The 16,417-nt window shown below is 66.7% G+C and carries 17 protein-coding genes and 1 tRNA gene; 4 read left to right on the forward strand and 14 right to left on the reverse strand.

Going from position 1 to position 16,417, the window contains the following annotated elements; all coding sequences use genetic code 11:
* Positions 1-40 precede the first annotated feature (40 nt).
* Positions 41-1,972 (reverse strand): transglycosylase SLT domain-containing protein, encoded by a 1,932-nt coding sequence (locus IM760_RS12000; protein WP_204429575.1) that lies wholly within the window; start codon positions 1,970-1,972, stop codon positions 41-43.
* Positions 1,973-2,128: 156 nt separating this feature from the next.
* On the opposite strand from IM760_RS12000, the gene IM760_RS12005 reads away from it, so the two are divergent.
* Positions 2,129-3,097, forward strand: coding sequence for a methyltransferase (locus tag IM760_RS12005; RefSeq protein ID WP_204429576.1), 969 nt, complete (start codon positions 2,129-2,131; stop codon positions 3,095-3,097).
* On the opposite strand, the gene IM760_RS12010 is transcribed toward IM760_RS12005, so the two are convergent.
* From IM760_RS12010 to IM760_RS12025, 4 genes are all read right to left on the reverse strand, one after another.
* Positions 3,094-3,966, reverse strand: coding sequence for a DNA ligase (locus tag IM760_RS12010; protein ID WP_228233134.1), 873 nt, complete (start codon positions 3,964-3,966; stop codon positions 3,094-3,096). The genes IM760_RS12005 and IM760_RS12010 overlap by 4 nt on opposite strands.
* A gap of 138 nt (positions 3,967-4,104) precedes the next feature.
* Positions 4,105-4,407, reverse strand: a complete 303-nt coding sequence (locus IM760_RS12015) for an addiction module antidote protein (protein WP_204429577.1) — start codon at positions 4,405-4,407, stop codon at positions 4,105-4,107.
* Positions 4,404-4,733 carry a type II toxin-antitoxin system RelE/ParE family toxin gene (locus IM760_RS12020; RefSeq protein WP_204429579.1) on the reverse strand — a complete coding sequence of 110 codons (330 nt, stop codon included), beginning with the start codon at positions 4,731-4,733 and terminating at the stop codon, positions 4,404-4,406. Before IM760_RS12020 ends, IM760_RS12015 begins: the two co-directional genes overlap by 4 nt.
* 453 nt (positions 4,734-5,186) lie before the next feature.
* A tRNA-Gly gene (locus tag IM760_RS12025) sits at positions 5,187-5,260 on the reverse strand.
* 239 nt (positions 5,261-5,499) lie between these two features.
* Between IM760_RS12025 and IM760_RS12030 the strand changes: the two genes are divergently transcribed.
* Complete coding sequence (locus IM760_RS12030) at positions 5,500-6,501, forward strand: isopenicillin N synthase family dioxygenase (protein ID WP_204429581.1); 1,002 nt, start codon at positions 5,500-5,502, stop codon at positions 6,499-6,501.
* Positions 6,502-6,543: 42 nt separating this feature from the next.
* Here IM760_RS12030 and IM760_RS12035 read toward each other — a convergent pair whose 3' ends face one another.
* The 5 genes from IM760_RS12035 to IM760_RS12055 all read right to left on the reverse strand — a co-directional run bounded on the left by IM760_RS12035 (position 6,544) and on the right by IM760_RS12055 (position 11,405).
* Positions 6,544-7,113 carry a flavodoxin family protein gene (locus IM760_RS12035; RefSeq protein ID WP_239549778.1) on the reverse strand — a complete coding sequence of 190 codons (570 nt, stop codon included), beginning with the start codon at positions 7,111-7,113 and terminating at the stop codon, positions 6,544-6,546.
* A gap of 123 nt (positions 7,114-7,236) precedes the next feature.
* Positions 7,237-7,875, reverse strand: a complete 639-nt coding sequence (locus IM760_RS12040; protein ID WP_204429582.1) for a peroxiredoxin — start codon at positions 7,873-7,875, stop codon at positions 7,237-7,239.
* A gap of 148 nt (positions 7,876-8,023) precedes the next feature.
* Complete coding sequence (locus IM760_RS12045) at positions 8,024-9,490, reverse strand: DUF3336 domain-containing protein (protein WP_204429584.1); 1,467 nt, start codon at positions 9,488-9,490, stop codon at positions 8,024-8,026.
* Between the two features lie 168 nt (positions 9,491-9,658).
* Positions 9,659-10,696, reverse strand: coding sequence for an AraC family transcriptional regulator (locus tag IM760_RS12050; protein ID WP_204429586.1), 1,038 nt, complete (start codon positions 10,694-10,696; stop codon positions 9,659-9,661).
* A gap of 4 nt (positions 10,697-10,700) precedes the next feature.
* Complete coding sequence (locus tag IM760_RS12055) at positions 10,701-11,405, reverse strand: SIMPL domain-containing protein (protein WP_204429588.1); 705 nt, start codon at positions 11,403-11,405, stop codon at positions 10,701-10,703.
* Positions 11,406-11,489: 84 nt separating this feature from the next.
* Here IM760_RS12055 and apbC point away from each other — a divergent pair, with 84 nt between their 5' ends.
* Together apbC and dcd are read left to right on the forward strand one after the other, a co-directional pair.
* Positions 11,490-12,575, forward strand: coding sequence for an iron-sulfur cluster carrier protein ApbC (gene apbC, locus IM760_RS12060; RefSeq protein ID WP_204429589.1), 1,086 nt, complete (start codon positions 11,490-11,492; stop codon positions 12,573-12,575).
* Between the two features lie 48 nt (positions 12,576-12,623).
* The gene (gene dcd, locus IM760_RS12065) at positions 12,624-13,193 is read left to right on the forward strand and encodes a dCTP deaminase (protein ID WP_204429590.1); all 570 of its coding nucleotides are present in this window, start codon (positions 12,624-12,626) and stop codon (positions 13,191-13,193) included.
* Positions 13,194-13,299: 106 nt separating this feature from the next.
* Here the strand turns inward: dcd and IM760_RS12070 are convergent, their stop codons facing one another.
* The 4 genes from IM760_RS12070 to purM are packed head-to-tail and all read right to left on the reverse strand — an operon-like array spanning position 13,300 to position 16,391.
* Complete coding sequence (locus IM760_RS12070) at positions 13,300-14,010, reverse strand: DUF3108 domain-containing protein (protein WP_204429591.1); 711 nt, start codon at positions 14,008-14,010, stop codon at positions 13,300-13,302.
* The gene (locus tag IM760_RS12075; RefSeq protein ID WP_204429592.1) at positions 14,007-14,750 is read right to left on the reverse strand and encodes a DUF3108 domain-containing protein; all 744 of its coding nucleotides are present in this window, start codon (positions 14,748-14,750) and stop codon (positions 14,007-14,009) included. The genes IM760_RS12070 and IM760_RS12075 overlap by 4 nt, the downstream gene beginning before the upstream one ends.
* Complete coding sequence (gene purN, locus IM760_RS12080; protein ID WP_204429593.1) at positions 14,701-15,351, reverse strand: phosphoribosylglycinamide formyltransferase; 651 nt, start codon at positions 15,349-15,351, stop codon at positions 14,701-14,703. The genes IM760_RS12075 and purN overlap by 50 nt, the downstream gene beginning before the upstream one ends.
* Positions 15,348-16,391 carry a phosphoribosylformylglycinamidine cyclo-ligase gene (gene purM, locus IM760_RS12085; protein WP_204429594.1) on the reverse strand — a complete coding sequence of 348 codons (1,044 nt, stop codon included), beginning with the start codon at positions 16,389-16,391 and terminating at the stop codon, positions 15,348-15,350. The genes purN and purM overlap by 4 nt, the downstream gene beginning before the upstream one ends.
* Positions 16,392-16,417: the final 26 nt, after the last annotated feature.

Here is a 16,417-nt window from a genome sequence, read left to right on the forward strand (position 1 = left end):
CTCCCATCGAAAGGCCCCGCATGGCGGGGCCTTTTCCGTTCTAGTCCTCGATCATGGCCAGGGAGTAGGGCGTGCCGCTTTCCGCCGGGAGGAGCAGCATGGCGGTGCGGTTTTCCGGGTTGCCGTGGAGGCCCTCGAAGAGCACCCGGTAGGTGAGCACCGCCTGGACGTAGTCGCGGGTTTCGCGGAACGGGATGGATTCGATCCAGACGTCCACCGGCACGGCCTCGTCTTCCTCGGCCAGCCATTGGGCGATGCGGCCGGGGCCGGCGTTGTAGGCGGCCAGGGCGAGCAGGCGGTTGCCGTTGAAGCGGTCGAGCAGGTCGCCCAGGTAGCGGGTGCCCAGCTCGATGTTGGTGGCCGGGTCGAGGACCTGCCGTTCGGCGGGCACGCCCTGGCCGGCTTCGCGGGCCACCTTGGCGGCGGTGCCGGGCATCAGCTGCATCAGGCCCAGGGCGCCCACCGGGGAGCGGGCGTTGGGGTAGAAGGCGCTTTCCCGGCGGGCGATGGCCATGGCCAGCCAGGGGTCAAGCCGGTGGCGGCGGCCAGCTTCCTGGAAGCGCTGTTGGTGGGCCGCCGGGAAGCGCCAGGCGAGCACGTCCCAGGCGCGGGCCCGGATGGACGCCTGCACGGTCAGGTCGTACCAGCCGGCGTCCAGGGCGTATTGGGCGAGCTGGCGCTGGCGGGTTTCGTTGCTGTGCCACATCAGCCAGTTCCATTCGCTCCAGGCCAGGCCCGGTTCGTCCTGCTCGCGCAGCAGCTGGATGCGGGCCAGGGCGGGCAGCTCAGGCAGGGTCTGATCGCCGGTGGGCACGGCGTTGCTGAAGCGATAGGGCTCGCCGATGCGGTCGGCGGCCAGAAAGCCATAGAAGTTGCGTTGCGCGGCGGCCTGCTGCCACAGGCTGCGGGCGCGCTGCTGGTCGCCGTTCTCCTCGGCGGCGCGCCCGGCCCAGTAAAGCCAGCGGCTGTCCTTGCGTTCCGCCTCGGGCAGCAGGGCGATCCAGTCCGGCAGCTCGTCCCACTCCTGCTCGATCACCGCGCGCCGGGCGCGCTGGTCCACCAGGCTGTCGCCGCCGTGGTCGCGCAGCCAGTCGTCGAGCCAGTCGCGGTTGTCCTCGATGCCGCGGATGGTGGAGTACCAGGCGATGCGTTGGCCGGACCGCTCGATCAGCGCGGCGTCGGTGAAGCCCAGGTCGCCCAGGTCGTCCTCGAACCATTCCCGGGCTTTGACGGTGTCGGTGTAGGCGAGACGACGGAAGCCGGCGGCCAGCAGCACCTGCCGCTGGTCGTCGGGGAGACTTTTCGGAATCCCGGTGAGCTGTTCCGGGTCGCCGTACAGGTCCAGCAGCCAGTCGGCGGCGGTGCCGTAGGGCTGGTCGTCGAGCATCGGGCGCAGGTAGCGCATCAGGCCGGGGCCGCGTTCGTAGAACGCCAGCTCCATGCGTTGCCAGATCTCCGCCTGACCGATCACGCCCCGGTCGCGGGCGGCATTGAAGATGGCGTCGCAGGCGGAAGGGCGGGAGTTGCCGGACAGCCACAGCTCCCGGGCCCGGCTCAGGGCCTGTTCGTTGCCGGCCTGCCACTGGGCCCGCCAGTACAGGCAGTTCAGTTCCAGGGAGCGGGGCGGTTCGTCGTAAACGGCGCGGGCCGCGTCCCAGCGGTTATCGCGGGCGTAGGCCACCAGTGCCAGCTGGCGGATGTCGTTGGGCAGCGGGGAATCCGGGTAGCGCCGCGCGTAGTCAGCGACCCGGTCCGGGTTGAGATCGGGCAGGGCGGCGCGCAGCCGGTGAAAGTCCAGGTAGGCCTGCAGCGGGTGATCGTCACCCAGACGCGCCTGGGCCCGGCTCAGGCCTTCCCAGTCGTCGTTGCGGGCGGCGTGCAGCGCCTCTTGAAAAGGGGTATCGGCGGCCAGCGCCGGAAACGAACAGACGCTGGCGAGCATCACCAGTGCCAGAACTGCGGAACGGACCATCCTTTGCCTCCACGACTGCATCTAACCGCCCCATTCTAGCCAGGGGGCGGGGGGTTCCGCGTCGTGTTTATGTAAAACTTCGCCGCCGCGGCCTGGAAATGGGTATCGTCGATGGGTTCCTCTATACTGCCCGGCTTGATCGCGTTAGAGACTTTTATGGAAAACAGCACGCAACTGCTTTGGCGCCAGCAAGACGCTCTGGCTCATCGCCGGGTCCTGGTGATGGAAGCCAACGACCCGGCGCTGGCCGACCTGCCCGCCGGGCAGCTCTATCTGCACGCCGACGATTACACGGTGGGCGCGCACCAATGGGCGCCGCTGCCGACCCTGCCGGACGACGTGGATCTGGTGATCCTGCCGCTGCCCAAGGCCGCCGAGCGTCTCGAGCTGTTGCTGCGCGCCCTGGCGGGCCAGATCAGCGAGCCCCTGGAGCTGTGGCTGGTGGGCCCGGCCAAGGGCGGCATCCGGGGCGGGGTGACCCGCCTGTCCCGGTTCGCCGACGACGTCACGCTGCTGGACAGCGCCCGTCACTGCAAGCTGTACAGCGCCCGTCTGCGGCCCGGGGACGCGCTGAGCCTGGAGCAGGTGGCGTCGCTGATCACCCTGGACGATCTGGAGGTGGTCAGTTATCCCGGTGTGTTCAGCCATGGCCGGCTGGACGAGGGCAGCGCGCTGCTGCTGGACGCCCTGGCGGAGGGCCTGCCCCGCGGCAAGGTGCTGGACATGGGCTGCGGCGGCGGCGCCCTGAGTGCGCGGCTGGCACACAGTGGCTGCCAGGTGACCGCCACCGACGTGAGCGCCACCGCCGTGGCCGCCGCCACCGCCACCCTGGAGCGCAACCGTCTGCAGGGCAAGGTGGTGGGCGGCGATCTGTACGAAAGCATCGGCGCCCGCTTCGAGACCATCGTCACCAACCCGCCGTTCCACGACGGTCGCGACCGCACCATGAGCATTACCCGGCGGCTGATCCGCGAGGCCCCGGAGCATCTCGGCGACAACGGCACCCTGTGGATGGTGGCCAACCGGGAGCTGCCTTACGTGCAATGGCTGGACGAAGCCTTCAAGCACGTTCAGGTGGTCAGCGAGACCAGCCGCTTCCGGGTCTACCGGGCGGTGCGCACCTAGCGCACATAGCCGGGCCCCCGGCTGCGGGTGCGCAGATAACTGGCGAAGCGGGGCAGGCCGTTCTTGGTGTGGCCGTGGAACTGGTAGGTGACGATGCTGCCGATGGGCGGCGGGTGGGCGCGTTGCGCGTCGCTGAAGCCGGTGCCCAGACGAAAATGGCGCCCGGTGGGGGTTTCCACCAACAGGGCACCCATCAGGCCCTCCAGTCGCCCCTCGCCGGGCAGATGCGCCACCACCCGGCCGTCCTCGTCCTGGTAAGGCTTGAGCTTGAGCAGATCATCGGAACGGTAGCCGCGGTAAGGCGCCGAACCCCGATGCAGCATCAGGCCCTCGCCGCCGATGGCCACCACCTGGTCCAGATAGTCCATTAACTGTTCCCGGTTCGCCACGCGCCGCTGGGGCACCCGCTTCAGGTGGGGCGCATCGCGCCCGTCGAGCAGTTCGCGGAGAGCCGCCAGCCGCTGGTCGAACGGTCCACCGGCATTGGGCAGATCGAACACCATGTAGTAGATGTGTTGCCACTGGTCGGGTTGGGGCCGGGCGCGCTGCAGGGCGCCCATCAACCGGCTGAAGGTGCCGCGCCCCTGCCACAGCTCACCGTCCATGGGGACGTCCGGAAAGCCGTCCGTGAAGCCCGGCGGCGTGGCGATCACATGGCCCTGGCGGCTGATCAGCCGCCGGCCGTCCCAGTAGGCGCGCACGCCGTCCAGCTTCTCGCTGACCCAGTACTCGGACGGGTCGGTGTGGTCCTGATAGACATTGGCGAGCATCAGCGCCGGCTGGCTGCGGCCATGGCCCACCGTGGCCGCCACCGCGAAGAACACCACCACCATGGTGACCACGAAGAAGAGAATCGGTCGGGATATCATCCTTGTCTCCCTGTTCAGAACGTGAACAGACAGTCTTGTCCGGCGCAGGGCCGTCGGGTATCGCCGGAAGGATGAAGAGGCTGTAGGAAATCGCTGCTTTGCGGGTTAGGAAAAAGCGTACAGAGGACGGGCCGGCGTTTAACCGGCCCGGGTCAGGTCCTGAAAACGCAGCCCGGTGGCTTTGACCACGGCGGTCATGGTTTTCAGGGTGGGGTTTCCTTTCGGTGACAGTGCCCGATAGAGACTCTCGCGGGACAGTCGGGCCCGGCCCGCGACCACCGCCATGCCGCCCTGGGCTTCCACCACGTGACGCAGCGCCACCAGAAAGGCCGCTTCGCCGTCCGGCTTATCCAGTTCATCGAAGGCGGTGCGCAGATAATCCAGCGCCATGGCCGGGTCATCGCGAAGCATGGCCACCACCGCATCGTCGTGTCGTTTCATCGGTGCCTCTTCCGGTAGTCCGTCAACCTTGCCCTGGCCTGTTCGATATCCGACTGCTGCCGTTTTTTATCACCACCGGTCAGCAACAGCACCAGCGCTTCACCTACCCGGGCGTAATACACCCGATAGCCGGGGCCATGGTCCACCCTCAGCTCCATGACCTCGCCGCCCACGGCTTTGCTGTCGCCGGCGTTGCCGAGCGCCAGCCGGTTGAGCCGGGTCAGCACCCGCATGGCGGCCCGACGATCCCTGCGTTTCAACGCCTCCAGCCAGTGCTGGAAAGGATCATGGCCATCGACCGTCAGATAATGAGTCAGGTGGAACATGTAAAGTAGCCTGAAAGCGACAAACTATCCAGAAAAAGATTGTCCAGAAGGAGTAAGCCGGGCGGGACCAGGCCTGATGCCTGGTATTCGGCGACCACCGCGCGCTTTTTCGAGTCTGGCCCGGCGAGGGCTTGCCGGGTATCGCTGGAAGGAAGGTCTTCGTGTAGGAAATCGTCGCTTCGGGGATTAGGAAAACGCGCACAAGGTCGAGCGCCGACCGGTGGACTACCGACCGAGAAGGTCCACGCCAAACCAAAAAGGGCCGCCGAAGCGACCCTTTTTGGTTTGGAGCGGGTGAAGGGAAGGTGCCTTCGGCATCCCGCGCTAGCGCGGGACCGTTGCTTAGGCAACGTCCGCTCGCCGTATACGGCGAGGCGTCGAACCGGAGGGTTCGCTCCATGGCCTCCACCCACGCCAAACCAAAAAGGGCCGCCGAGGCGACCCTTTTTGGTTTGGAGCGGGTGAAGGGAATCGAACCCTCGTATGCAGCTTGGGAAGCTGCCGTTCTACCATTGAACTACACCCGCGAAGGGCCGGTATTACACCGGGAATTTGCTGCTCTGTCCAGCACCGGCGGGTTCCTTGCTTGTTGTCCGTTTCCGGTGCATCCGTTCCTTTCCCGCGACCCGCCTTGCGCTGCCTTGGCGCAGCGTCCTCTCTTTATTGCCGCCGATCCGCCGGTTTTTTGCCGACAAAAAATGGCACGTTGCTTGCACTTTCTTGATGGAAAGCCGGGCGCCCCGTGCCCGGCACATCGGAGGACGCCATGAGTAAGCTGCTTGAAGTGCCGGTGATCGACATCGCCCGTTTCCGGTTCGGTGACGCGGAGGATCGGCGGGCGGTGGCCCGGGAGGTGGATCGGGCCTGCACCGACATCGGTTTTCTGATCATCGACGGCCACGGTGTCGACCCGCGTCTGATTGAGCGGACCCGGGCGGTGTCGCGGGAATTCTTTGATTTGCCGGAGGCGGAAAAGCGGCGGGTGGCGCGGCCCGGGGTCGACGTGTCCCGGGGCTACACCGGCCTGGAGGACGAGTCGGTGGCCCGTTCCCGGGACGCCACCGCCACCCAGGGCGATTTGAACGAGAGCCTGATGATCGGCCCGGTGGATCGGCCGGACGAGGCCTACGCCACGGCGCCGGCCGCCGGCCAGCATTTCGCGCCCAATATCTGGCCCGAGCGGCCGGCGGCGCTACGGCCGGTTTGGACCGAGTACTACCGGGCCATGGGCGACCTGGCGGCCACCATCATGCGGATTTTCGCGCTGGCGCTGGATCTGGACGAGGATTACTTCGACGACAAGATCGACAAACACATCAGCCGCCTGCGCCTGCGCAACTACCCGGCCCAGGCGCAAGCGCCCAAGCCCGGGCAGATTCGTGCCGGGGCCCATTCCGATTACGGCAGCCTGACCATCCTGTGCACCGAGGACAAGCCCGGCGGCCTGCAGGTCTGCAACGCGGAAGGGGAGTGGGTGGATGTGCCCATCGTGCCGGGCACCTTCATCATCAACATCGGCGATCTGATGGAACGGTGGAGCAACGACCGCTGGGTGTCCACCCTGCATCGGGTGGTCAATCCGCCGGCCGGGGCGGGCGGGGCGGCGCGGCGGCAGTCCATCGTGTTCTTCCACAATCCGAACTACGACGCGCGCATCGAGTGCCTGCCCAATTGCACCCGTGAGGGCGAGGCGCCCCGCTACCCGGTGACGACGTCCGGCGACCATCTGCGATCCATGTTCGTGACCACGCAGAATACCGCCGGATAAAGGCTCGGGCGGCCTAGTTCTGCGCCGGGTAGGGCGCCTGTTTCAGCAGGTTGACCAGGTGCACGCAGCTGCGCGCCAGGCCGGCGGTGGCGATTTCCACGCCTTCGGGAGGGCGCTCCAGGTGCCCGGCTGCATGGCTTCGCCGACCCAGTAGGTGCAGGCATTGGCGGGCACGGTGAAGCCCACATCGTTCAGGCCCTGAAAGAGCTCGGCGACGATATGGTGCGCCCCGTCTTCGTTGCCCACCGCCGCGACGCCGGCCACGCGACCGTAGGAGACCATGCGTCCCTGGTCGTCGGTTTCGTCGAGAAAGGCGTTGAGCCGTTCCAGCACGCGCTGACAGAGGCTGGAGGGATGGCCAAGCCACACCGGCGTGCCGAGGATGAGGATGTCGGCCTCCAGCACCCGGCGCCGGATTTCCGGCCATTCGTCCCCGTCGCCTTCGTCGGAGCTGACGCCGGGCGGGATGCGCCAGTCCGCGGCGCGGATAAGTTCACCTTCCACGCCGTGGCCTTTCAGGGTGTCGAGGGTTTCCTGAAGGAGTCGCTCGCAGGATGACGGTGCCGGCGAGGGTTTCAGTGTGCAATTGATGGCAAGCGCTTTCAGAGCCATGACCAGACCTCCGTGTCGGTATGCTTGAATGGATTACCGGGTCAGTCTGGCGCGGGGCGGGCGCATCTACAAGCGAGGCGGAGCGGTGGCACGGCGCCGGGCGGCGCCGTGCCGGGGGAAGGATCAGCCGCGCTTGGGCTGCTTGACCATGCGCAGGTAGGGTTTCTTCTCGTCCCAGCCTTCCGGGAACAGCTTGCCGGCTTCCTCGTTGTTGAGGGAGGGCACGATGATCACGTCGTCGCCGTCGGTCCAGTTCACCGGGGTGGCCACCTTGTAGCCGTCGGTGAGCTGCAGGCTGTCGATCACCCGCAGGATCTCGTCGAAGTTACGGCCGGTGCTGGCCGGGTAGGTGATGGTCAGACGGATCTTTTTGTTCGGGTCGATCACGAACACGCTGCGCACCGTGAGGGTGTCGTTGGCGTTGGGGTGGATCATGCCGTACAGATTGGCGACGCTGCGGTCGGCGTCGGCCAGCAGCGGGAAGTTCAGGGCGCTGCCCTGGGTTTCCTCGATGTCGCCGCACCAGGCCTTGTGGTCTTCCAGCGGATCCACGGACAGGCCGATGGCCTTCACGTTGCGTTTGTCGAATTCCGGCTTGAGGCGCGCCACTTCACCCAGTTCTGTGGTGCACACCGGGGTGAAATCCTTCGGGTGCGAAAACAGCACCACCCAGCTGTCGCCGGCCCAGTCGTGGAAGGAAATGGGGCCGTCGGTGGAATCCTGTTTGAAATCCGGGGCGATATCGCCGAGCTGCAGTGCCATGGTGTGGTCTCCTGGTTCTGGTGGATCAGGCGGGCCCGCCCAGGGCGGGCCCGTCGCTGGTCCATCAAACATAGAGACTTGTGCGGCTGCTTTAAAGGGCGGCGAAAGAAGGAAACGCGCTAAGCAAATAGCATTAAGCGCGCCGCCCTCAGACCACGGCGATACGCTGCTGCAACCGGTTGAGGGTGCGCGCCTCCAGACGGTCCAGCCGTTCCCGGCAGGCCCGGAAGGTGCGGCTGATGCGCGTGGTGTTGCCGATCATCCAGATCTTCGGCCAGGTGGTGCGCTCGCCGGCGCGGATAAAGGCGCGCACGTCCTTCACCGAGGGATTGCTGAGCACCCGCAGGGCATTCAGCGGCTGGCGCGGCGGAATCAGGTTGATGTCGCCGATATAGCGCTGCCGGACCACGGTCTGGGCCTTGTCCACGATCAGCCCCAGGTCGTTGGATTGCACCCGCCGGCGCACCAGTTCCAGCCCGTAGTGCAGGTTCATGGACACATTGCGGATGGCCCAGTCACTGAGCGTGCTGAAGCTGGAATCGGTGCGTTCGCTGCGCGGCAGGAACGGCACCACATGGGGGTTGGTCTGGCTGACGATGGAGTGGTTGACGCCGAACAGACGCGACAGCCGGCGGATCGGCAGGTCGTCCTGGATCGACCCGTCCACGAACTTGCGGCCGGGAATGTACGGCACCCGCTCGCCTTCGATGTTCTTCGCCCACAGGGTCACCGGCGGGTAGATGCCGGGGATCGCGCAACTGGCCAGGGCGGCCTTGCGGATCAGTACGTTCGGCGAGGTGCGCCAGTTGAGCAGCCGGCTTTGCTGGTTGCGGTCGTAGGGGCTGACGGTGATGTTGATCTCGCGGCCGGTCTTGCGGTACGCCTCCTCGAAGGTCAGATCCTGGATGTTCTCTTCCAGGCAGGCCTCCAGGTGGTCGCCGTCCAGTACCGGGGTGCCGCGCAGCAGCCCCTTCCAGCCGATGGCCCGGAACGCTTCCAGGTAGAGGTTTTCCGGCTCCAGCTTGGCGGCCAGCTCGGTGTCGCTGTGGCTGCCCACCACCGAGGCGACAATGCTGCCGGCGCTGGAGCCGGAGATCACCGAGGGCAGCAGGCCCTGCTCCCACAGGGTCTTGACCACGCCCACATGAAACAGCCCCAGGGCGGCGCCGCCGGACAGCATCAGGCAGCTCTGGCCGAAGGCGGCGCCGGTGGTCTCGAAGAAATCCAGCTTGCGTTTCAGACCGAAGTTCTCGAACTCGCCGTCACACAGATACTCCAGCGCCGTGCACACCTCGTCCAGATAACGTTCGATCAGCCGTTTGGTGCCCACCCGGGCGTGGCCATACAGGGCCGGGTTGGAAATGTTGCCGAGATTGCCGTGCAGGCCTTCGTGCAGGTGAAAGACCAGTTTATTGACGTCGCCGCGCTCACGGGCCTGGCGGATCTGCCAGAGCCGGTTGCGGATCAATTCGTAGTCGTAATGGGGGGAGCGGTCGATCTCCTTCCAGTCGTCGGCCCCGGAAAGGCGATCGTGTTCGCGGCTGGCTTCCAACCATTCCTGGTAATTGCTGGCGTGCTCGATGGCGCGCTCAAGCTGTTTGAGCGAGCGTTTCATGCGGTGCTCCCGTTTTATCGTATTGTCGGGCTTATCGTCGTTCAGCCTTATCGTGTTCCCGGAGTGTAGCGGCCCGCCTCCCGGCGGCAATACAGGGATTGTCCGACAAAAACGTAATGTTTACATCAGGCAATGTTAAAGAGGCGTCGAGGGGCACGTCCGCTCTTCTTAAAGTGCGGCTTCCGCTTGCGCCTGCCGCCGCCACTGGCCCGGGGTCAGGCCGGTGTGGCGCTTGAAGCTGCGCTGGAAGCAGCGGATGTCGGCGTAGCCCAGGTCCAGGGCGATCTCGCTCTGGGAAAGGTCGCTGTCGCGCAGTTGCTGGCGGGCCCGTTCCAGGCGCACCTCGTCGAGAATGCGCTGCCAGCCGGTGCCTTCGGCGGCCAGACGGCGGTGCAGGGTGCGCGTGTTCAGGCGCATGGCCCGGGCCACCTGGTCCCGGTCCGGCAGTGGGCCGCCCAGGGCGGCCTGCAGGTACTGCCGCACCCGTTCCCCCAGGCTGGTGGCGATACCCAGCGCGCGCAGTTGACGGACGGCGTGGGCTTCCAGGGTGGACAGCAGGGTGGCGTCCGGCTGGCGCAACGGGTAATCGAGCATGCGCGGATGGCCGATCAGCGCCGAGTACGGTCGCCGGAACCGCACCGGGCAGCCGAACACGCGCTCGTACTCGTGCACCTCGTACAGGTAACGGGGCTCGGGGTGCTCGAACCACACCTCATCCGGCGCCAGATGCAGGTCGCCGGTGAGCCAGCGGGTGTAGTGCAGCCAGGAGCCGAGCACGTTGTCGATCAGGTGCCGGCGCGCCGGCTGGCGGGGATAGCGGCAGTGCCAGAGAATTTCCGAGCGGTCCGCGTGCAGGCGGGTTTCCGTGGTGCCCATGTCGCCCACCAGCTTTTCGTAGCGGGACACCTTGGACAGGGCCTCGCCGATGGTGGCGGCGCTCATGGCGATGTAGCCCATCACATTGTAGGAGCCCGGCTGCACCAGTTCGCAGGTGTGCAGCCCGAACAGCGGGTCGTCGCTGCGCCGGATCAGCTCGTTGAGCAGCCGTTCGAAGCGCGCACCGCGGATGCGCGCTTCCGGGTCGGTGAGTTCCTCCTCGGCCAGGCCCGCCGTCGCCAGGGCCTGGTCCACGTCCACCTCGCGCGCCCGGGCGCTGGCCAGATACTGGCGCAGCGCCGCCACCGAGATGAAACCCAGCGGGTCCATGGGGCTATTTCAGTTCGAAGGTGATTTGCACGTTGGCGCTGACGTCCTGCTCGCCGGGGCGGTAGCTTTCCATGCTGTCTTCCTTGGCCATGGCGGCACGCATCATCATCGGCTGCGGCATGGTGTAGCCCTGGGCGTTGATGACCACCGCCTCGCCAAGCTCGCGGCCGGCGGCGCGGGCCAGGATGCCGGCCTTTTCGCGGGCGTCCTTCACCGCTTTTTTCAGCGCCTGTTTGGCCAGCGCGTCGGCATTGCTGATCTCGCTGCCGGCCGGGCGCACTTCCTTGAGGCCCTGGTCGGCCAGGCCGTCCGCCAGCCGCGCGTAGCGGTCCATGCCGGCCACCTTGAAGGTCACTTCACGGCTCACCTGATGGCCGATCAGCTTGCGCTCCGGCTGGTATTCCCATTCCGGGCTGATCTGGATATCGCTGGCGGTGACGTTCTTTTCCTCGATGTCCAGCTCGTCCGCCAGATCCAGCATCGCTTGCACCTGCTGGTCCACCGTGTTTTTCATGGCGGCGATGTCATCGCCCCGTTCCCGGGCCACCGCCACCAGCGAGAAGACGTCCGGGCGCGCCTTGACGCTGCCTTCGCCGGACACGCTGACGGTGTCGCGGTCCGCCGCCGGGGCGGTGGTGGTCTGCGCGCCGCAGGCGGTAAGCGTCAATACGGCCAGCAGGCCGGCGAACAAATGAGCGGGTTTTGCCATGGTGTGATCTCCGTTTCGTTGAATGCTGGTTCGCCTTCGCCTGCAACTTTATCATTCCCCTCCCGGATGCAGGAGGTGCCGAACATGCGAATCGAACAGGCGATTAGACAGTCCCTGACGAATTTGATCCCCGACGATCTCGGCGTGGACCTGATCAGCGCCGGCGCGGTGGGCGATATCCAGGTTGATGACGAGCGCGCGCGGGTGACGGTGCGCCTGGGCTATCCCTGCGAATCCCGCCTGGAGGCCCTGCGCGAGCAAATCCGGTCGGCGCTGACGCCGGTGCTGGAAGGCCGCGCCCTGGATCTGGACCTGGCGGTGCGCATCCGGCCCCATCGGGCCCAGCACGACATGCCGTCCATGCTGCAGGTGGCCAACGTGATCGCGGTGGCCTCCGGCAAGGGCGGGGTGGGCAAATCCACCACCGCCGTCAATCTGGCGCTGGGGTTGCAGGCGGAAGGCGCCCGGGTGGGGCTGCTGGACGCGGACATCTTCGGCCCCAGCCAGCCGGTGATGCTGGGCCTGCCCAAGGGCACCCGCCCGGAGGTGCGCGATGGCAACAGCTTCGTGCCGGTCATGGCCCACGGCCTGCAGAGCATGTCCATGGGCTACCTGATCACCGAGCAGACGCCGGTGGTGTGGCGTGGCCCCAAGGCCAGCGGCGCGCTCACCCAGATGATGCAGCAAACGCTGTGGAAGGACCTGGACTACCTGATCGTGGATCTGCCGCCGGGCACCGGCGATATCCAGCTGACCCTGGCGCAGAAAATGCCGGTGGCCGGCGCGGTGGTGGTGACCACGCCCCAGGACATCGCCCTGCTGGATGCCATCAAGGGCGTGGAGATGTTCCGCAAGGTGGACGTGAACGTGCTCGGCGTGGTGGAAAACATGGCGGTGCACATCTGCTCCAACTGCGGCCATGAGGAGCACATCTTCGGCCAGGGTGGCGCCCTGCGCATGAGCCGCGAGTACGAGGCACCGGTGCTCGGCTCGCTGCCGCTGTCGTTGCGCATTCGTGAGCAGGCCGACGGCGGCACGCCCACGGTGGTGGCGGAACCGGACAGCGCCGAGGCGCGTCTTTACCGCGACACCGCCCGGCGCCTGGCGGCGCGCCTGTCGCTGACCCGGGAAGGGCGGCGCCCGTTTCCCAAGGTGGTGACGCAGCATTGAGCAGGGTACCATTGCCCGATTCCGTCGACATCGACATAAAGGACTCCCATGAGCATCAAAGCCGACCGCTGGATCAAACGCATGGCCCTGGAACACGGCATGATCGAGCCGTTCCAGGACGGACAGGTGCGCGCCGATGCCAACGGCGACAAACTGATCTCCTACGGGGTGTCCAGCTACGGCTACGACGTGCGCTGCGCGGACGAGTTCAAGGTGTTCACCAACATCCACTCGGCCACCGTGGACCCCAAGCACTTCGACGAGAAAAGCTTCGTGGACATCAAGGGCGACTATTGCACCATCCCGCCCAACTCCTTCGCCCTGGCGCGCACCGTGGAATACTTCCGCATTCCCCGTAATGTGCTGACCATCTGCCTGGGCAAGTCCACCTACGCGCGTTGCGGCATCATCGTCAACGTGACGCCGCTGGAACCGGAGTGGGAAGGGCACGTGACCCTGGAATTCTCCAACACCACCAATCTGCCGGCGCGCATCTACGCCAACGAGGGCGTGGCGCAAATGCTGTTCCTGGAATCCGACGAGATTTGTGAGACGTCCTACAAGGACCGCGGCGGCAAGTACCAGGGGCAGCAGGGCGTCACCCTGCCGCGCGCCTGAAACCCATCGCGGCTGAAGCCGCTCCTACGGAGCCCGTGTAGGAGCGGCTTCAGCCGCGATAACCAGGGCCGGAGCAACCGCTCCGCGTCCGCATCCTGCACCCGTCTTATTCCGGCAAGGGCCCGTTGTACTCGCGCATGATCAGCTCCCCGTGCAGCAGGGCGCTCTCGATGTGGCGGGCCTTGACCACCATATAGCCCACCTTGGGCGCCACCCAGAACAGGGTGCGGCGTTTTTCGTCCTTGTCCTTGTCGCGCTTCTTCTCCACCACCAGGGTGTCCAGCTCGCCCATGGGCGTGTCGATGGTTTCCCGGTCCACCACCACGAAATGATGGTGCCGCAGGTGGTCACCGTACACGCTGGTGGCGTCGTATTCCTTGTCGCCGCTGGCGAACACGCAGCGCGCGCGCAGCAGCATGCTGAGTTCGTCCAGGGCATCGTCGGGGATCGGGAAGGCTTCCACGCCGTCCTCGGATTCACTGATCACGCCCGGTTTGTCCCAGTCGAAATCGGTGTGGTAGTAGCGGTGCTTGCCGAAGCCGTTGAACTCGTGTTCGTAGCGCTCGGTGCGCGGGGCGCACTGATTCCAGTGGAACCAGCTTTCTTCCCGGTTGTTCAGCATCCAGGAATGCGCCTCGAACAGCATGTGGTAGCGGTCCTTGCCGGCCACCGGTTCCAGCAGCAGGGTGGCCTTGATCGGTGTGGGGATCTTGTTGACGAAGATGCGGTATTCGGCGGAAAACGGCTGCAGCGGCGCCGCCATCGCCAGCGGCGCGCACAGCGACAGCAACGCCAGGACGGCGAGCCGCGCTCTCATGGCAGGTTTTCCAGCGTCAGCACGTGGCGGCCGTCGTCGTTGCGCTGCACCAGTTGCACCAGGGTGAAGTCATGGTCCGGCGCGAACCACAGCCAGGTCTGGCGGCCGCTGTCGTCGTCGCGCACCCGGCGCACCTTGATGGCGGCCACGCTGTCGCCGTCGATCTCCACGCTCTCCTTGCCTTCCACCTGGTAGCGCTGATTTTCCACGCCCCGTTCGTCGGCCACCGCCAGGGTCATGGCCCGCTCGCCCTTGAGCAGCATGCATTGCAGTGCCAGCGGCAGGGCGATGTCGTCGGTGGCGTTGCCCTCGGTGTCGTAATGGTAGGGTTCGTGCTTGCTGCGTTCGCTGATCGCTTTGCCGTTGCCCGGGTCGATGCGCAGCTCGGCGGTTTTCACCCGGCCCAGGCCGGCGCGCCGATATCCGTAATAGCGGGTCACCGGCACGCAACCGTCCCAGGCGAACACCGAGGTCTCGCGGATTTCGCCGAGAAAGTTGCTGGCCAGCACTTCCATCTTCCAGGTGCCGTCGCCGGCGGGGGTCAGCGAGCGGGTGGCGCCCACCGTGAACGGGAAGCCGGCGGCTTTGAGACGATACTCTGCTTTAAAAGCGGCCACCGGCGGGTCGGCGGCGAAAGCGGGGGTGCTCAGCAGCAGCGCGGCGGCCAGCAGCAGGCGCCAGCCACGGCGGTCACGGGGTTGCGTCGACGCGCAGGCCTTCGGCGGGCAAGGGTTCACCATCCAATTCCACTCCCTGGTCGGTCAATTGCAGGCGGCCTTCGGCGCGCCAGCGCAGTACAAGAGGGTACAGCCTGTGTTCCTGCTGCTGAACCCGTTTGGACAGGGTTTCCACACTATCGTTCTCGTGCACCGGCACCGCGGCCCGGGCGATCAGCGGGCCGCCGTCCAGTTGTTCGGTGACGAAATGCAGCGAGCAGCCGTGTTCGGCGTCGCCGGCGGCCAGCGCCCGGGCGTGGGTGTCCAGGCCGGGATAGCGGGGCAGCAGGGAAGGGTGGATGTTGATCAGGCGGCCCCGGTAGTGGGCCACGAAGGGCGCTGACAGAATGCGCATAAAGCCGGCCAGCACCACGGTGTCGGCGCCGTGGGCGTCGATCCGTTCGATCATGGCGCGGTCGAAGGTGTCCCGGTCGGGGTAATCCCGGTGGTCGATCACCACCACCGGCACGCCGGCGTCCCGGGCCACGGCGAGGCCGTTGGCGGCGGGGCGGTTGCTGAGCACCAGGGACACCGTGGCGGGTAGATCGCCCGCCGCGATGTGATCAAGAATGGCCTGAAGGTTGGTACCGGCGCCGCTGATCAGCACCGCGAGCCGGTGGGTCACGAACCCAGGCCCTGCAGGGACACTTCCGGTTCGTCATTGTCGCTGGCGCGGATCTCGCCGATCAGGAACGGCGTCTCGCCGGCCGCCTGCAGCAGCGCCAGGGTCTGATCCACCGCGTCCTCGGGCACCACCACGGTCATGCCCACGCCACAGTTGAAGGTGCGGTACATTTCCGCCGCCGGCACCTGGCCCTGTTCCTGCAGCCAGCGGAACACCGGCGGCCATTCCCAGGCGCCGGTGTCGATCACCGCGCGGGTGCCCTTGGGCAGTACCCGGGGCAGGTTCTCGGTAAGGCCGCCGCCGGTGATGTGGGCCAGGGCGTGCACCGGCACCTGCTTGATCAGCGCCAGCAGCGGTTTCACGTAGATGCGGGTGGGCGCCAGCAGCAGGTCGATCACCGGCTGGCCGTCGATTTCGGTGCTGTCGGCCTGTTCGAGAATGCGGCGCACCAGGGAATAGCCGTTGGAATGGGGGCCGGAAGAGGCCAGGCCGATCACCTTGTCGCCGGCCGCCACCGCGGAGCCGTCCAGCACGCCGTCCCGTTCCACCACGCCCACGCAGAAGCCGGCCAGGTCGTAGTCCTCGCCCTGGTACATGCCGGGCATTTCGGCGGTTTCGCCGCCGATCAGCGCGCAGCCGGCCTGCTCGCAGCCTTCACCGATGCCGCCCACCACCCGGGCGGCGGTGTCCACGTCCAGCTTGCCGGTGGCGTAGTAATCCAGGAAGAACAGGGGCTCGGCGCCGCCCACCACCAGGTCGTTGACGCACATGGCCACCAGGTCGATGCCGACGCTGTCGTGGCGGTCGTGCTCCATGGCCAGGCGCAGCTTGGTGCCGACGCCGTCGGTGCCGGCCACCAGCACCGGGTCCTTGTAGCCTTCCGGCAGGGCGCACAGCGCGCCGAAGCCGCCCAGGCCGCCCAGCACTTCCGGACGCTGGGTGCGCTTGGCCACCGGGCCGATGCGTTTCACCAGCTCGTTGCCGGCATCAATGTCCACGCCGGCGTCGCGGTAGGTCAACGGCCGTTTCTGTTCGCTCATTTGGAGGCTCCTGGGGGTCGTGAAGG

The sequence above is a fragment of the Alloalcanivorax marinus genome, from assembly GCF_016906305.1.
Classification (GTDB): Bacteria; Pseudomonadota; Gammaproteobacteria; order Pseudomonadales; family Alcanivoracaceae; genus Alloalcanivorax; species Alloalcanivorax marinus.

What these genes read in the sequence shown, in the direction of transcription:
- IM760_RS12030 (WP_204429581.1), top strand. Translation starts at nt 5,500, where the DNA reads ATGAGTAAGCTGCTTGAAGTGCCGGTGATCGACATCGCCCGTTTCCGG.
- IM760_RS12040 (WP_204429582.1), bottom strand. Translation starts at nt 7,875, where the DNA reads ATGGCACTGCAGCTCGGCGATATCGCCCCGGATTTCAAACAGGATTCC.
- purM (WP_204429594.1), bottom strand. Translation starts at nt 16,391, where the DNA reads ATGAGCGAACAGAAACGGCCGTTGACCTACCGCGACGCCGGCGTGGAC.
- IM760_RS12070 (WP_204429591.1), bottom strand. Translation starts at nt 14,010, where the DNA reads ATGAGAGCGCGGCTCGCCGTCCTGGCGTTGCTGTCGCTGTGCGCGCCG.
- IM760_RS12015 (WP_204429577.1), bottom strand. Translation starts at nt 4,407, where the DNA reads ATGAAACGACACGACGATGCGGTGGTGGCCATGCTTCGCGATGACCCG.
- IM760_RS12000 (WP_204429575.1), bottom strand. Translation starts at nt 1,972, where the DNA reads ATGGTCCGTTCCGCAGTTCTGGCACTGGTGATGCTCGCCAGCGTCTGT.
- IM760_RS12045 (WP_204429584.1), bottom strand. Translation starts at nt 9,490, where the DNA reads ATGAAACGCTCGCTCAAACAGCTTGAGCGCGCCATCGAGCACGCCAGC.
- apbC (WP_204429589.1), top strand. Translation starts at nt 11,490, where the DNA reads ATGCGAATCGAACAGGCGATTAGACAGTCCCTGACGAATTTGATCCCC.
- IM760_RS12005 (WP_204429576.1), top strand. Translation starts at nt 2,129, where the DNA reads ATGGAAAACAGCACGCAACTGCTTTGGCGCCAGCAAGACGCTCTGGCT.
- IM760_RS12050 (WP_204429586.1), bottom strand. Translation starts at nt 10,696, where the DNA reads ATGGACCCGCTGGGTTTCATCTCGGTGGCGGCGCTGCGCCAGTATCTG.
- IM760_RS12035 (WP_239549778.1), bottom strand. Translation starts at nt 7,113, where the DNA reads ATGGCTCTGAAAGCGCTTGCCATCAATTGCACACTGAAACCCTCGCCG.
- IM760_RS12075 (WP_204429592.1), bottom strand. Translation starts at nt 14,750, where the DNA reads ATGGTGAACCCTTGCCCGCCGAAGGCCTGCGCGTCGACGCAACCCCGT.
- IM760_RS12055 (WP_204429588.1), bottom strand. Translation starts at nt 11,405, where the DNA reads ATGGCAAAACCCGCTCATTTGTTCGCCGGCCTGCTGGCCGTATTGACG.
- IM760_RS12010 (WP_228233134.1), bottom strand. Translation starts at nt 3,966, where the DNA reads ATGATATCCCGACCGATTCTCTTCTTCGTGGTCACCATGGTGGTGGTG.
- IM760_RS12020 (WP_204429579.1), bottom strand. Translation starts at nt 4,733, where the DNA reads ATGTTCCACCTGACTCATTATCTGACGGTCGATGGCCATGATCCTTTC.
- dcd (WP_204429590.1), top strand. Translation starts at nt 12,624, where the DNA reads ATGAGCATCAAAGCCGACCGCTGGATCAAACGCATGGCCCTGGAACAC.